This is a genomic window from Chitinophaga sp. 22308, assembly GCF_052045305.1.
GTDB classification, from domain to species: Bacteria; Bacteroidota; Bacteroidia; order Chitinophagales; family Chitinophagaceae; genus Chitinophaga; species Chitinophaga varians_A.
This window is the reverse complement of sequence record NZ_JBQEOP010000004.1, coordinates 943,619-958,104: the sequence shown is the minus strand read 5'-3', so window position 1 is coordinate 958,104 and position 14,486 is coordinate 943,619. Positions and strand designations below refer to the sequence as shown.

Here is a 14,486-nt window from a genome sequence, read left to right as displayed (position 1 = left end):
ACATGAACCGATCATTTTTGATAATTTTGGAACAAATACACACAAATAAGTCTATACATAGATTATTTTCCCAAAAAACAGATAAAATGGACCATAAAAAAGAACAGGCGCCTCCTCCACTGACGCTGGATGAAAAAGACATGGGCATCCTTCGCCTGCTGCAACAGGACGCTAAAATGACGATCCGCGATATTGCCCGGCAGCTGAACCTGAGCACCACGCCGGTATATGAACGTATCCGCAAAATGGAGCACGCAGGGGTCATCAAACAATACGCCGCCATCGTAGATCCCAGGAAAATCAATAAAGGGATGACCGTACTGGTTTACATCACCCTGAAAGAACACAACAAAAAAAACGGCAAAAAATTCATACAGGAAATCGTCTCATTCCAGGAAGTGACCGAGTGCCTCAATATCTCCGGGGAGTTTGATTTTATGATCAAGGTACAGGTAAAAGACATGGACGAATACCGGGAGTTCTATGTGAATAAACTGGGAGAATTAGATAATCTGAGCCATACCCAAAGTATTTTTGTGATCTCTGTGATAAAAGAAACACATCAGGTTGTATATTAGGGGCGGACAGTAATCTAATACCCTAAACCTACACTGCGGACCTATGTTAAAGTTATACACATGGTTGTATACAGCATGCCTTTTATTCTCCATATTGCCGGCCAACAGCCAGTCGCGCTATTTCGCGCACTCCGTAGGCGCCGGACTGTTTACGGCCAGCAGTCATTTTGCCGGAGGCATCGTTTATTCACCACGATTTAATTTCGGCGTGCTCTCCAGGCGTTCTGCCTTTGCCATAGGCACACAACTGGCGCTGGGAAGCAGTTTGCGCGCCAGCTACAACCGTTATTCAGGAGGTAATTCCACCAGTTTTTTTATGGCAGATGTTCCGATTCTTATTACGTACAACTATGGCAACTTTGCCACGTCCGGATCACATAGCCGGCTGGGCATCTTTACCGGCGCAGGTTATGGGTTCCACAACGGCAGCCGCGTTATGGACAATGTGGACGAAGAAGATAACGACAGTGACCAGGTGCATGTGTCCGGCCCCGTATTGACCACCGGCTGCCGTTTTATGATCGGCCGTACTTCCCTGGGGCTTCATTTCAGTTACCTGTTCAACAGCAACCATTACAATCCCGATATAAACGGTATCGGCAGCGCAGGGCTTTCCTATAATTTTCATTCCTCCCGCAGAGGCATCTAACGTTTCGCCGGCAGCAGGTTGTCGAAACCAATGTGATAATCGAGGTAACTACCCGGCGCTTCGCCCGGCGTATGCACCACCACCATGCTGCATAATGCCCGACGGCTGCGGGAACCGGCAGTTTCAAAGGCAATTCCCAGTTTTTCGTCGTCATATACTTCTATGCGGCGGGCCCTGTTTTTTGACACGTACACTTTCGCGAGATGCAGGCCGGGATAAGCCTTTCTGATGGCGCTCATAGCGCTGCCGGCACCCACGTTTTTGTCTGTCCTGAAGCGGGGAGAGGTAACCCTGATCTCTTTTACATACTGTGTGTCCTGTGTACGCATGGCCGTGAATACAGCCAATACAGACGAGGAATCTGTCGTACCGTCTTTTTTATGGCCGTACCATATCCGCCATGCTTTCATCATGGCTGCATCGCCGGCATCCGGCTTTCCCAGTGAAGCCAGGTCATTGGCAGGCATCTCCAGTTTTACATGTCCAATGGACGCTCCCGGCACAATCTGCCAGGCTTCCTGTTGACCGTTGACTACGGAGGTGATGAATAACGATGCAATTAAAGCAAACAGACAGCGCATATACGAAGTTTTGTAATCATGCCGCAAAAACATTGCCATGCTGGTTTTCAAGCCAACTTATCAGTTACGTTAAAAAAAATTAAAAACCGTTTTGTAAAGATTTCCTTAACAATTACACGGCTACTTTTACATCCGTAATGCATTACTGTCACAACCTATCAGTCGTATTCACATCACCGAAATAAAACACTGTTAAAAAAAATGAGAAAATTTCTATTTGCGTCACTGGCCGCTATGGCAGTGGCAACGGGAACCTACGCGCAAAAAAAAGTTACCTATGGCTTAAAAGGAGGACTGAATCTCTCCAACAACAATGCAGAATTTGATTTCTTCCGGGCAGGTATCTATGCCGGTGGCTTTACAGAAATTAAACTTAACAAACACTGGGCAATACAGCCGGAGCTCTTGTATTACCGCAATCAGAGCCCGGGCCTGGTGTATTTGGCAGCGGACGATCATCTGGCAAGAGGCAAAAGAAAAGAGGATTATATCGCCATTCCACTGATAGTAAAGTATTACATCAAACCTAAACTGTATGTGGAAGCAGGCCCGGAAGTAAATTTTCTCCTGAATGCCAAAGAGGATGTTCCTGGCAGGTCATATAACACTATCGGGCACTACAACCGGCTCAACGTGAGCGGCTCTATTGGTGTTGGCTATCAGCTTCCGCATGGCTTTGGTGTTAACGCCAGGTATTCACTCGGCGTACAATCACCTGATGCGGGTGCCACAACTTATAACAACACTGCAAAAATCGGCATTACCTATACTTTTCCCTCTAAGTAACCGGCCTTTTCTCCATTACCGTTCCCGCAAAACAACTTTGCGGGAACACTTCGTTATTCTCCCAAAATATGTTTACTTTAATTCCATGAACCGTAAACATTTTTTATCTGCCCTGATGACTGCCGGCATTGGCATACCTGCCGCCAAAAGCCTGTCTGCCATGGGTATTACCGGTACCGCCCCCTCCAAAGAACCACAAATTCCACCCTATCTTAAACCCGGAGATATCATCGGTATCACCTGCCCCGCAGGTTATATTAGCAGGGAAGAAGTGCTGCCATCCCTGCGTATCATGGAAAGATGGGGATTCAATATTCGTATAGGCAATACCGTTGGCATGCGGGATTATTCTTTCGGCGGCACAGATGCGGATAGAGCAAAAGACCTGCAAGCCATGCTCAATGACCCCAACGTAAAAGCGATTATGTGCGGCCGAGGTGGATACGGAACAGCACGGATACTGGACCAGCTGGACTTCTCCCGTTTTCAACGCCATCCCAAATGGATCATCGGCTTCAGTGATATCACAGCATTGCACTGTCATGTCAACCGCCACTTTGGTATCGCTACCCTGCATTCCAAAATGTGTAACAGTTTTCCGGACGACTTTAATAAAGCAGAACCGGTAGTACAAGACACGATCATGTCTATCTACCAGGCACTGACAGGTAAAAAAATGCAGTATACTGCAGCTCCGGATGCCAACAACCGCAAAGGCACCGCCCGCGGTGTATTGATAGGCGGCAACCTGTCAGTGATACAAAGTATTTCAGGCACCTATTCTGAAATTGATACCAACGGCAAAATCCTTTTTCTGGAAGAAGTGGGGGAATATCTGTACAACATCGACCGGATGTTTAACACCCTGCAACGTTCCCATAAGCTGGACAACCTCGCCGGGCTCATCATCGGTGGCTTCAACAAAATAAAACCAGATGATCCCGGCGAAGAATTTGGCCGCACGGTATACGATATCGTAATGGAAAAAGTGAAGAATTTCAAATATCCGGTGTGCTTCAATTTCCCGTCAGGCCACCAAAAAAACAACTATGCCCTCAAATGCGGTATGATGCACACTCTCACAGTGGCAGACGATAAAGTGCTGTTAAAGGAATAACTATTTCACCATAAAAGTGACGATAAACAGGATAGCCAGTACGTACATCACGGGACTGATCTGTTTATATTGGCCTGTCAATACTTTCAACAATACATAAGACAACATGCCGAACACGATCCCTTCTGCAATACTGTAGGTATAAGGCATCATCACAATAGCCAGAAAAGCCGGAATAGCTTCTGTCACATCGTTAAAATCAATTTTCACCACCGCGCCCATCATCAGCATCCCGACAATGATCAACGCCGGAGCTGTGGCCGCCTGTGGTATCATAGCAAATACCGGTGCAAAAAACAGCGACAGTAAAAACATCACAGACACCGTCAGCGCCGTCAGACCTGTTCTTCCACCCGCAGCCACGCCGCTGGCGCTTTCCACGTAGGCAGTCACCACGCTGGTGCCTAACAGTCCGGCTGCTGTAGTACCTACCGCATCGGCCATCAGCGCCTGTTTAGCCCTCGGCAGCCGGCCGTTTTCATCCAGCAGTCCGGCTTTGTTGCAAAGTCCGATCAGGGTGCCAACGGTATCAAACAGGTTCACCATCAACAGTGTGAATAAAATCATCAACATGTCCAGGCTGAATATTTTATCGAATTGCAGTTTAAACGCGATAGGCGCTACAGACGGTGGCAGGCTTACCAGGTGCCCTTCGGGCAGATGCGTAATACCTAGCGGGATACCGATCACCGTAGCCGCCAGAATGCCAATCAGTAAAGCGGCATTTACTTTCCGGTACATCAGCACCGCGCTGACGATCAGGCCTATTAACGCAATCAATGGCCCGATGCTGGTGACATTCCCCATTTTCAGGATCACGCCTTCCAACCGGCCGTCTCCCACATGCCGCATACCGGTTTCTATGATACCGGCATTCGCCATGCCTATCAGGGCTATCAACAACCCTATGCCCACAGAAATGGCATGCTTCAGGTTTTCCGGGATACTGTTGATAATCGCTTCCCTTATCCGGAACATGGATAAAATGATGAAAATAACCCCTTCCAGGAAAACCGCTGTCAACGCGAACTGCCAGCTATAGCCCATTCCCGACACAATAGTGTAGGCGAAGAAGGCGTTCAGTCCCATGCCCGGCGCCACGCCTATAGGCAGGCGGGCGTACAACGCCATCACCAGCGTGCCGATAGCTGCCGCCAGGGCTGTGGCAGTGATCAATGCGTTAAAATCCATCCCCGTCCTGGACAGGATACTGGGGTTCACGGCAAGAATATATGCCATGGTGGAAAAGGTGGTCAAACCAGCGAGGACTTCTTTCTTTACCGTAGTATTGTTTTCGGAGAGCCTGAAAAATTTTGCGAGCATGCTGCAAAAATAAGCGATTCACGATTTATCATTTTATCCTAATTTCATTTCATGCAACAACATTCGCGTGGATGGAAAGTGATTACCGGATGGCTGGCAGACAAAGGCCTTCAGCCTTTTAAGTTCCAGGAAGATGCCTGGGAGGCATACCTGCAGGGCCAGTCGGGGATCGTGAATGCACCTACCGGGTTTGGTAAAACCTTCTCGCTCTTCCTCGGCGCCGTGATCGCCTGGATCGATGCCCATCCGAAAGACTATCATAAAAAAGCTAAAAATGGCCTGCAACTGCTGTGGGTAACACCGCTCCGCGCGCTCGCAAAAGACCTGGGCCGTGCCATGGACGAGGTATTGCGGGAGCTGGACATTCCGTGGGAAGTAGGCATCCGCAGCGGTGATACGCCGGTAGCCACCCGCGCACGCCAGAAATTACAAATGCCGGAAGTGCTCATCATCACTCCGGAAAGCCTGCACCTGCTGCTGGCACAAAAGGAATACCCTGCTGTTTTCAAGCACCTCCACACGGTGGTGGTAGACGAATGGCACGAACTGCTGGGCAGCAAAAGAGGCGTCATGGTGGAACTGGGGCTGAGCCGCCTGCGCGGGCTAAGGCCTGAACTGAAAATATGGGGCATCTCCGCTACCATCGGCAACCTCGACGAGGCACTGGAAGTATTGCTGGGGCCGTACCATAACAATGGCCTCATTGTCCGCGCCAACCTGAAAAAAAATATCGCCCTGCAAAGCGTGATCCCTCATGAGATAGAGAACTACCCATGGGCCGGCCATCTCGGTATCCGGATGCTGCCGCAGGCATTGCCTATCATCAACGACAGCCAGACCACCCTCGTTTTTACCAATACCCGCTCACAGTCGGAAATATGGTACCAGTCGCTGCTCAAACACGAGCCTATGCTGGCCGGCGCCCTGGCGCTCCATCACGGTTCCATCGATATGGAACTGCGTATATGGGTGGAAGAAGCGCTGCACAACGGCATACTGAAAGCAGTGGTATGTACTGCCAGTCTTGACCTCGGCGTGGATTTCCGCCCGGTAGACACGGTCATACAGGTGGGCAGCCCCAAAGGAGTGGCCCGCTTCCTGCAACGGGCAGGCCGTAGCGGCCACCAGCCGGGGGCTGTCAGCCGTATCTTTTTTTTGCCCACCCACGCGCTGGAACTGGTGGAAGCTGCGGCCCTCAAAGCCGCCATGGAAGAAGACCTTATAGAGAGCCGCATGCCGGTGCTGCTGGCTTATGACGTACTGCTGCAATACCTGATGACCCTCGCCGTTTCCGATGGCTTCCATGCCCCGGAGATATACGAAGAAGTCCGTAAAACCTTCTGCTACCAGCATATCACAGAAGACGAATGGCAATGGATACTCGCTTTCCTGACCACCGGCGGCGATGCGCTGGGCAGCTATGATGAGTTCCGCAAACTGGAAAGGCAGGGAGATCACTACTACTGCAAAAGCCGTATGCTGGCCATGCGGCACCGGTTGCATATCGGCACCATCGTCAGCGATGCCATGCTTAAAGTCAAATTCATGAGCGGCGGTTATGTAGGCGTGATCGAAGAAAGCTTTATCTCACGGCTCTCGCCGGGCGACAGCTTTACACTCGCCGGCCGCAACCTCGAGTTTGTGATGATCAAAGACATGACCGTGCTGGTACGCAAGTCCAACGCCAAACGCACTATCGTGCCCAGTTATATGGGCGGCCGTATCCCGCTGTCGTCCAACCTCGGCCGGATGTTGCGTCAGAAATTCAACGAAGCGCTGTCCCGCCGCACGAAAGACCCGGAACTGATAGCACTGCAACCGCTGTTCAGCCGCCAGGAAGAACTGTCCCATATCCCGAAGGACAATGAACTGCTGATCGAAAAAATCAACACCAAAGATGGTCACCATCTTTTCGTATATCCTTTTGAAGGCCGGCTGGTACATGAGGTAATGGCCGCCCTGCTGGCTTACCGTATCAGCCGCATCACGCCGATCACTTTCTCTATCGCCATGAACGACTACGGCTTTGAACTGCTGTCAGACCAGCCCATACCGCTGACGGCCGAAAATGCCAAAGCACTGTTTACCACAGACAACCTGCTGACAGAGCTGCAAACCAGCGTCAACGCCACTGAGATGGCACGCCGCAAATTCCGCGATATTGCTGTGATTGCCGGCCTTATCTTCCAGGGATATCCGGGCAAACACAAAGCCAACCGCCACCTGCAGTCTTCAGCCTCCCTGCTGTTCAACGTATTTAAGGACTACGATCCGCAGAACCTGCTGCTGAAGCAGGCTTTCAACGAAGCCTTTTTCTACCAGATGGAAGAAGCCCGTCTCCGGGAAACGCTGGAACGTATTGCGCAAAGCCGCATCGTGATCACCGAGCCGGACAAGCTGACGCCTTTCTGCTTCCCGATCAAGGTAGACAGCCTGCGGGACACCATGACCAGCGAGAAGCTGGAAGACAGGATCAAAAAATTGATTGCCGTCAACGAATAAGAATTAATAATTTGCAGCCCATGCAAAACAAGGACACCGCGGCGGGGGAGATATTCCGGTTCAAACAACAACACTGGCACCTGTTGCCGGAAAAGGCGATTTACTGGGAAGAAGAAAGAGCACTGGTCCTGTCAGACCTGCACCTGGGCAAATCGGCCCACTTCCGTAAGGCCGGCATCGCTGTGCCGGCAGGCATTATGCAGGAAGACCTGTTCCGGCTGCAGCAGCTGATCACGCGTTATCTGCCGGTACGGCTCATTATCGTCGGCGATATGTTCCATAGCCGTCACAACAATGAAGTACAGTATTTTAAAATATGGCGCGGCCAGTTTTCCCATATTCAGGTCGACCTGGTATTGGGCAATCACGACATCATGGCCGATGAAGTATACAGCCAGCTGGAGGTAAATACCCACGACACCCTTACCGTCCGGGACATTCACTTTATCCATGAGCCTTGTGGCGACGACAACGGTTACAAATACACGTTCTCCGGCCACCTGCATCCCGCAGTGGTGATGGCCGGCCCTGCCAGGCAACGGCTGCGTCTACCCTGCTTTTATTTTGGCCGGCATTGCGGCATTTTACCCGCTTTTGGCGACTTTACCGGCCTTGCCACCCTTGACCCTTACCCGGACGAGCCGGTGTTTGTAATCGCCGGAAAATCGATTATCCGGACGCAATAAGTTTTCTGTCCACATGAAAATAGCTTACCACGACATATATGCCCATCCGTTACCGGCCGACCACCGTTTTCCCATGGTGAAATACGAGCTGATACCGGCCCAGTTGCTGCGGGAAGGCGTTATCAGCCAGGAGCAGCTGTTTGCGCCGGAAGCGGCCACCGAAGACGTGATACTGGCCACCCATACCGCCGACTGGTGGCATAAGCTGCGCGACCAGACGCTGTCAGAGAAAGAACAGCGGCATATCGGCTTCCGGCAGTCGCCCCGCCTGACACAGCGGGAAATCGTGATAGCACAGGGCACTATCGATATCGCCCTGCATGCGCTGGACCACGGCATCGGCTTCAATGTGGCCGGCGGCACGCACCATGCCTTCGCCGACCGGGGAGAAGGTTTCTGCCTGCTCAACGACTTCGCCATTGCGGCCAATTATCTGCTGCAACAAAAGAAAGTGAAAAAAGTGCTGGTCGCCGACCTGGACGTGCATCAGGGCAATGGCACTGCGGCCTTGTTTGCCGGCAATGACCAGGTCTTTACCTTCAGTATGCACGGCGCCCATAACTATCCCTTCCATAAGGAAACCTCCGATCTGGACATTCCCCTGCCTGACGGCCTGACTGACGGCCCTTACCTTCAGCTGCTGGAAGACGCTCTTCCACGGCTCATAGACCAGGTTAAACCGGATATCGTGTGTTACCTGTCAGGGGTAGACGTTCTGGAGACAGACCGGTTTGGCAAGCTCAAAGTAAGCACTGCAGGCTGCCAACAGCGGGATGAAATCGTTTTCAGCTTGCTGTACAGGCATGGCATACCCTGCGCTGTGGCCATGGGTGGCGGTTATTCCACCCGGATCAGCGATATAGTGAACGCACACTGCAATACCTTTAAAACAGGACTGAGTATTTACGGATTTTGAGATTTTGTCATTTTGATATTTAGCAAATCCTTTGGCAACCGGGAGGTTAAATAACAGAAACTGTTGTAAAACAGCCCGTCAAATATCAAAATATTAAAATTTCTAAATGATCCGTCCGTCTTTCATCAATAACTGCCGGTCGCTCAGCGGCGCCAGTTCTTCGTTGTGGGTAACGATAATAAAGGTTTGCTGAAACTGGTCTCTCAGTTGAAGGAACATATTATGAAGCTCCCGGGCATTATGGGAGTCGAGGTTACCGGTAGGTTCATCGGCCATGACCACGTCGGGGTTATTGATCAGCGCGCGCGCCACGGCCACCCGCTGTTGTTCGCCACCGGAGAGCGCATTTGGTTTGTGCTCCAAACGATGCTCCAGGCCCAGGGTTTTCAGCAGGAACGCCGCTTTTTCCTTTACCTCGTTTCTGCGGGTGCCGGCAATAAAACCGGGAACGCAGACATTTTCCAATGCACTGAATTCAGGCAGCAGGTGATGGAACTGAAAGATAAAGCCAATATGTCGGTTCCGGAAGTCGGCCAGCTCATTGCCACTTAAACCCGTCAGATTGACATTATTCAGCCATACTTCGCCCTGGGTGGGCTTATCCAGCGTACCGAGTATATGCAGCAGCGTACTTTTGCCTGCTCCGGACGATCCAACGATGGTTACGATCTCACCTTTACTGACAGTAATATCTACTCCCCTGAGAATCGGTAAGTTGGAATAATTTTTGGTAACATTGCGAGCGGTTAGCATAACCCAAAGAAAAGTAAATAACCGATAAAATAGTAAAAGTTGTTTATTTCAAATTAAATAATACTTTTGCGGAAAATTAAAAAGTAAAAATTTTAATAAGATGTACTGGACATTAGAATTAGCTTCATACCTGGAGGATGCTCCATGGCCAGCTACTAAAGACGAACTCATTGATTACGCCATTCGTTCCGGTGCACCGATCGAAGTAATCGAGAATTTGCAGGAGCTGGAGGATGAGGGAGAAATTTATGAGGGGATTGAAGATATCTGGTCTGATTATCCGTCGCAAGACGACTTCTTCTTCAATGAAGATGAATACTAGATCCTGAGCGTTTATAGATTGTACACTCCCCGGCACCCTGTGCCTGATAAAAAATTAAAGCCGTTACTGTTGTAACGGCTTTTTTATTTGGGTATTCAGTCATTTGATTATTTAGGTACTCTCTGAAGGAAAAGCCCTAAATAATCAAATAACTAAATGACTAATGTTATTGTTTGTCCAATGCGTCCATGATAGCATTGGAAACACCGGTGAAGGAGAATCCGCCGTCATGGTAGAGGTTCTGCATAGTGACCATTTTGGTCATATCGGAGAACAGGGTTACCAGGTAATCCGCGCAGTTGTCGGCAGAAGCGTTACCCAGCGGGCTCATTTTTTCTGCATAACCGATGAAGCCACCGAAACCTTTCACGCCGCTGCCGGCAGTAGTTGGCGTAGGGGACTGGGATACGGTGTTCACACGTACTTTATTTTTGATGCCGTAATGGTAACCGAAGCTGCGGGCTACGGATTCCAGCATGGCTTTAGCGTCGGCCATTTCGCTGTAGTCAGGGAATGCACGTTGTGCGGCGATGTAAGTAAGTGCCACTACAGAGCCCCATTCGTTGATGGCATCCATCTGATAAGCGGTCTGCAATACACGGTGTAAGGACAGCGCGGAGATATTGAGGGTTTTCAGCGAAAAGTCATAGTCCAGGTCTGTATAGGAGCGTCCTTTACGAACGTTCAGGCTCATGCCCACAGAATGGAGCACAAAGTCTATTTTACCGCCAAAATGCTCCATGGATTTGGTAAAAAGATTTTTCAGGTCATCCGTGATGGTTACATCTGCCGGAATAACAGGGGCCTTGCAGATTTCAGCCAGTTTGTTGATCTCACCCATACGCAGCGCTACAGGTGCATTAGTGAGCACTATTTCAGCGCCTTCTTCCACACAACGGAGCGCAGTTCTCCAGGCCAGTGACTTTTCGTCCAGTGCACCAAAGATGATACCTTTCTTTCCTTTTAATAAGTTATGAGCCATTTGGTCAAAATTAATTTTGGCAAAAATAGTCGTTATAGTTGAAAAAAAAAGTTATTGCTTCCCTGCCATGGCTTTTTAGCATCCGGGCAGGGAAGCAATAACGGTTACGCCTGTGTTATCTTACCATTTCGCGGGCATTTTCAAGGGCGGCGGCTGTAGGCCGTTCTCCACTGAGCATTTGCGCGATCTTGTCTATTCTCTCTTCCATAGACAGCAGCCTTACGCTGGTGGTCACTTTCTCTGCACGGGCATCTTTATATACAAAATAATGTGCGTCTGCTTTACCGGCTATCTGTGGCTGGTGCGTGATACAGATGATCTGATGCGCTTTGGCGAGGTCTTTCAGGATAACGCCCACCTGTCTGGCGGCTTCACCGGAAATACCGGTATCAATTTCATCGAAGATAAGGGTAGGCAACGCCACTGATTGTGCCACCAGTGATTTGATGCAGAGCATTAAACGGCTCAACTCACCACCGGAAGCCACTTTGCCTACCGGTGCAAACTGGTTGCTGCGGTTGGCGTCGAACAGGAATTCGATCGTATCCTGTCCGTAGGGGTTCAATTCACCCTGCAGAATATCTACTTTAAGACGGGCATTAGGCATGCCTACCTGTGCCAGCAGCGTATTCACCTTTTTCTCAAAGGGTGCCACCTGCTCTTGTCTCTCAGCGGTAATGGCTGCCGCGTCCTTTATCAGGGCTTCATGCAGCTGCGCCTGTTCTTTCTCCAGCGCGGCCAGTTGTTCATCAAGGTTGAGCACACCGTCCACTTTGGCGGTCAGTGCGTCTTTGATGGCCAGCAGCTCGTCTGTCGTCTGGACGCCATGTTTCTTGAAGAGCCGGTATCCCAGCGTCATCCGTTCATTTACCTGTTCTATGCGTTGTGCGTCGTAGTGTACCTGGTCGTTGATACTGTCTACTTCTCCGGCAATGTCCTGCAGCTCCAGATAGGCTGACAGCATCCTTTCCGATACGGCCGGCATGTCTTTATGGAACGAGGAGATATGTTGAATAGAGGATTGCAGTTGTTTCAGCTGTTGCAGGATCGGTTGTTCATCTTCTTTCAACTGGAAAAATACCCGGTTGAGGGTGTTTTTGATCTCTTCCGCATGTGTCAGCAGCTGCAGCTCATTGTCCAGCTCCTCCACTTCGTTGGGACTGAAATCCGCTTCCAGCAGTTCGTCCAGCAGAAACTTGTTATAGTCCAGCTCCTTATTGGCCTGATCGCGGTCATCCTGTAGCTGTTTGTATTTTTTCTGCACCTGCTGGTATTGCAGGAACAGGTTATGATATACCTGCAGGGCGGCCGGTTTGGCCAGTGCATCAATTACTTCCCGCTGGAAATCGGCGTTGCCCAGTTCCAGGGTGTCAAACTGCTGGTGCAGGTCTACCAGGTAGCCCGACAGTTCAGACAGCTGGGATATGTTGACAGGAGTATCATTCACAAACGCTCTTGATTTCCCGGCGGCGCTGATTTCCCGGCGGATGATCAGCGAATCTTCCAGGTCCAGCTCATGTTGCTGAAAAAAAGCGGCCACTTGTGATTTTTTCACCTTGAAGATGCCTTCGATCACACATTTGCCGGTTTTGTCGAACAGCACGCCGGGATCAGCACGTTCTCCCAGGATCATGGACAGGGCGCCCAGTAAAATGGATTTACCGGCGCCGGTTTCACCGGTGATGACATTAAGGTTACCTGAAAAATCCACTTCCAGGTGGTCAATAATGGCGTAGTTTTTAATGATTAGTCGCTGTAACATAAGTCAGGAAATAACTTGAATCACAATTTTCCTCCCCGCTCAACTGCCATTTACACGTTGCATGCCTGCTTTTGCCCGTTGATCGAGGGAGTTTTTATAATCGTGGCCTTTCATGTCCAGACATTGCTGATAACATTGAATGGCTTTGTTTTTATCTCTTCTTTTTTCGTAAATATACCCTAATTGCAGGGAAGCCCTGGCGGCATAATACTCCGGCCTGTTAGCCCCTACCTTGATCGTTACCTCATACATGGTAATGGCTTTGTCGTCTTGCCCGGTTTCATCATAGATACGGCCAAGGCGGTAGGCGTATTCCAGTTTGTCTTCCATGGCAGGGAAATCGGCCGCTTTTTTTGTCAGCAGCAGTTTCAGTGCCTCGCTAAAGAATCCGCCGTCACTTTGCAACCGCACTTTCAACAGGAAGGGATTGGGCCATTTGCCGCCTTCAGCTTCCTTCAGCGCCTGCTTGTCTGCATCTGTTTCCGTACCGCCACGGCTCAGGATCATATTCCTGTACTTGTTGGCCATGGCCTGGTTGCCCTCCAGGTAATAGAACCAGCTTAACCGTTGCAGGCATTCTTTTACATAGAACTTCCCTTTAAACTCATTGACAAACTTCTCCAGGTACACATGCGCATCGTTGTCCAGCCGGGTCAGTTTCAATAAGCCGAATACGTAGTTATAGTATGCTATGTCTGCGTATTCATTGCTGTCGTGCCGTTCTTCCAGCACCCGTATGCCATTGGCCGCTTTCTGGTTGTTCAGCGACAGGTTGGCCACCATCAGGGCGTACAGGTAGTTATTCTTTGTGTCCAGTTGCTTCTTTTGCAGAAAAGCCCAGGTGTCTTCGGGTTTATTCACAATAAAGAGCATCAGGTAACAGTAGTAATAATAGGATTCTTCCCTGAACAGTTTGGCTTCGGGCGCATTACTTTCGATAAACGCGTTCACATTATCCATGCCCTGGTGGATGCTGCCCTTCATTCCGAGGATGTTGGTGATCCACTTATATCCTTCCGGGATAGTACCGAAGACCGTTTGCATGGCCCCCAGCAACAACCGGTTGGGCATAAAATCCGGGAAACGGCGCTGATTTTCCTTCAGGGTCATGTATGCTTTGCGTATCTCCCAGGTAGCGTCCCATTTTTCATTGAACTTGATTTTGATCATCGCCCATTGAAACTTGATAGCCGCCTGTGTGTACAGATAATAGGGAGAATCCGGTGACCCTTCCAGCATCTTGTCCAGCCGGATGGAGCGCATGCCTCTCTTCCGGGCGTATTCCGCCGGGTCTTCATTGAAAAACAACGGGAAGAAATCCACGTAGTTATCCAGAAAATAAGGCACCAGGTTGTCCGGGTTTTCTTTCTTTTCTGCTTCCAACAGCGCCTTTCCGGCGTTTAACCGCAACTCCATGATCGCTTCGTACGCCTGTTCACAACGGCTGTTGAAATCATAGGTCTTCTGTCTTGCATCAACTGTAAATCCTAATCCCAGCAAAAGAATCAAAGAAAAAATAATACGCATAA

At 49.9% G+C, this 14,486-nt stretch carries 14 protein-coding genes; 8 read left to right on the top strand and 6 right to left on the bottom strand.

Features of this window, described 5'->3' with window-relative positions:
* The first annotated feature begins 86 nt into the window (after positions 1-86).
* Together ACTJJS_RS19960 and ACTJJS_RS19955 are read left to right on the top strand one after the other, a co-directional pair.
* A complete protein-coding gene (locus tag ACTJJS_RS19960; protein WP_168869941.1) occupies positions 87-578 on the top strand; it encodes an Lrp/AsnC family transcriptional regulator in 492 nt (163 codons plus the stop codon).
* Between the two features lie 43 nt (positions 579-621).
* Positions 622-1,227, top strand: a complete 606-nt coding sequence (locus ACTJJS_RS19955) for a hypothetical protein (protein WP_440664983.1) — start codon at positions 622-624, stop codon at positions 1,225-1,227.
* Here the strand turns inward: ACTJJS_RS19955 and ACTJJS_RS19950 are convergent.
* Positions 1,224-1,808, bottom strand: a complete 585-nt coding sequence (locus ACTJJS_RS19950) for a hypothetical protein (protein WP_440664982.1) — start codon at positions 1,806-1,808, stop codon at positions 1,224-1,226. The genes ACTJJS_RS19955 and ACTJJS_RS19950 overlap by 4 nt on opposite strands.
* 201 nt (positions 1,809-2,009) lie before the next feature.
* Here ACTJJS_RS19950 and ACTJJS_RS19945 point away from each other — a divergent pair, with 201 nt between their 5' ends.
* Both ACTJJS_RS19945 and ACTJJS_RS19940 read left to right on the top strand, forming a co-directional pair.
* Complete coding sequence (locus ACTJJS_RS19945) at positions 2,010-2,594, top strand: porin family protein (RefSeq protein ID WP_440664981.1); 585 nt, start codon at positions 2,010-2,012, stop codon at positions 2,592-2,594.
* 85 nt (positions 2,595-2,679) lie between these two features.
* On the top strand, positions 2,680-3,711 hold the full coding sequence (locus ACTJJS_RS19940) for a S66 peptidase family protein (protein WP_440664980.1): 1,032 nt from the start codon (positions 2,680-2,682) through the stop codon (positions 3,709-3,711).
* On the opposite strand, the gene ACTJJS_RS19935 is transcribed toward ACTJJS_RS19940, so the two are convergent.
* Positions 3,712-5,034, bottom strand: a complete 1,323-nt coding sequence (locus ACTJJS_RS19935) for an NCS2 family permease (protein WP_440664979.1) — start codon at positions 5,032-5,034, stop codon at positions 3,712-3,714.
* 51 nt (positions 5,035-5,085) lie between these two features.
* Between ACTJJS_RS19935 and ACTJJS_RS19930 the strand changes: the two genes are divergently transcribed.
* The 3 genes from ACTJJS_RS19930 to ACTJJS_RS19920 are packed head-to-tail and all read left to right on the top strand — an operon-like array spanning position 5,086 to position 9,138.
* Positions 5,086-7,536: a ligase-associated DNA damage response DEXH box helicase gene (locus ACTJJS_RS19930; protein ID WP_440664978.1), complete on the top strand. Its 2,451-nt coding sequence runs from the start codon at positions 5,086-5,088 to the stop codon at positions 7,534-7,536.
* Positions 7,537-7,556: 20 nt separating this feature from the next.
* Complete coding sequence (pdeM, locus tag ACTJJS_RS19925) at positions 7,557-8,222, top strand: ligase-associated DNA damage response endonuclease PdeM (RefSeq protein ID WP_168869948.1); 666 nt, start codon at positions 7,557-7,559, stop codon at positions 8,220-8,222.
* A gap of 13 nt (positions 8,223-8,235) precedes the next feature.
* Complete coding sequence (locus ACTJJS_RS19920) at positions 8,236-9,138, top strand: histone deacetylase family protein (protein WP_440664977.1); 903 nt, start codon at positions 8,236-8,238, stop codon at positions 9,136-9,138.
* Between the two features lie 102 nt (positions 9,139-9,240).
* On the opposite strand, the gene ACTJJS_RS19915 is transcribed toward ACTJJS_RS19920, so the two are convergent.
* On the bottom strand, positions 9,241-9,891 hold the full coding sequence (locus tag ACTJJS_RS19915) for an ABC transporter ATP-binding protein (protein WP_343745406.1): 651 nt from the start codon (positions 9,889-9,891) through the stop codon (positions 9,241-9,243).
* 100 nt (positions 9,892-9,991) lie between these two features.
* Between ACTJJS_RS19915 and ACTJJS_RS19910 the strand changes: the two genes are divergently transcribed.
* Positions 9,992-10,213: a DUF2795 domain-containing protein gene (locus tag ACTJJS_RS19910; RefSeq protein WP_012794455.1), complete on the top strand. Its 222-nt coding sequence runs from the start codon at positions 9,992-9,994 to the stop codon at positions 10,211-10,213.
* A gap of 166 nt (positions 10,214-10,379) precedes the next feature.
* Here the strand turns inward: ACTJJS_RS19910 and ACTJJS_RS19905 are convergent, their stop codons facing one another.
* The 3 genes from ACTJJS_RS19905 to ACTJJS_RS19895 form a co-directional block, all read right to left on the bottom strand.
* On the bottom strand, positions 10,380-11,195 hold the full coding sequence (locus ACTJJS_RS19905; protein ID WP_440664976.1) for an enoyl-ACP reductase FabI: 816 nt from the start codon (positions 11,193-11,195) through the stop codon (positions 10,380-10,382).
* 115 nt (positions 11,196-11,310) lie between these two features.
* Entirely contained in the window at positions 11,311-12,957 is a 1,647-nt protein-coding gene (recN, locus tag ACTJJS_RS19900; protein ID WP_168869952.1) for a DNA repair protein RecN, read from the bottom strand.
* A 39-nt stretch (positions 12,958-12,996) separates the two neighbouring features.
* Positions 12,997-14,484 carry a tetratricopeptide repeat protein gene (locus ACTJJS_RS19895; protein ID WP_168869953.1) on the bottom strand — a complete coding sequence of 496 codons (1,488 nt, stop codon included), beginning with the start codon at positions 14,482-14,484 and terminating at the stop codon, positions 12,997-12,999.
* Positions 14,485-14,486 lie beyond the last annotated feature (2 nt).

Bases quoted from the DNA above. Each gene is read 5' to 3' on its own strand.
- ACTJJS_RS19960 (WP_168869941.1), top strand. From the start codon at position 87: ATGGACCATAAAAAAGAACAGGCGCCTCCTCCACTGACGCTGGATGAA.
- ACTJJS_RS19955 (WP_440664983.1), top strand. From the start codon at position 622: ATGTTAAAGTTATACACATGGTTGTATACAGCATGCCTTTTATTCTCC.
- ACTJJS_RS19950 (WP_440664982.1), bottom strand. From the start codon at position 1,808: ATGCGCTGTCTGTTTGCTTTAATTGCATCGTTATTCATCACCTCCGTA.
- ACTJJS_RS19945 (WP_440664981.1), top strand. From the start codon at position 2,010: ATGAGAAAATTTCTATTTGCGTCACTGGCCGCTATGGCAGTGGCAACG.
- ACTJJS_RS19940 (WP_440664980.1), top strand. From the start codon at position 2,680: ATGAACCGTAAACATTTTTTATCTGCCCTGATGACTGCCGGCATTGGC.
- ACTJJS_RS19935 (WP_440664979.1), bottom strand. From the start codon at position 5,034: ATGCTCGCAAAATTTTTCAGGCTCTCCGAAAACAATACTACGGTAAAG.
- ACTJJS_RS19930 (WP_440664978.1), top strand. From the start codon at position 5,086: ATGCAACAACATTCGCGTGGATGGAAAGTGATTACCGGATGGCTGGCA.
- pdeM (WP_168869948.1), top strand. From the start codon at position 7,557: ATGCAAAACAAGGACACCGCGGCGGGGGAGATATTCCGGTTCAAACAA.
- ACTJJS_RS19920 (WP_440664977.1), top strand. From the start codon at position 8,236: ATGAAAATAGCTTACCACGACATATATGCCCATCCGTTACCGGCCGAC.
- ACTJJS_RS19915 (WP_343745406.1), bottom strand. From the start codon at position 9,891: ATGCTAACCGCTCGCAATGTTACCAAAAATTATTCCAACTTACCGATT.
- ACTJJS_RS19910 (WP_012794455.1), top strand. From the start codon at position 9,992: ATGTACTGGACATTAGAATTAGCTTCATACCTGGAGGATGCTCCATGG.
- ACTJJS_RS19905 (WP_440664976.1), bottom strand. From the start codon at position 11,195: ATGGCTCATAACTTATTAAAAGGAAAGAAAGGTATCATCTTTGGTGCA.
- recN (WP_168869952.1), bottom strand. From the start codon at position 12,957: ATGTTACAGCGACTAATCATTAAAAACTACGCCATTATTGACCACCTG.
- ACTJJS_RS19895 (WP_168869953.1), bottom strand. From the start codon at position 14,484: ATGCGTATTATTTTTTCTTTGATTCTTTTGCTGGGATTAGGATTTACA.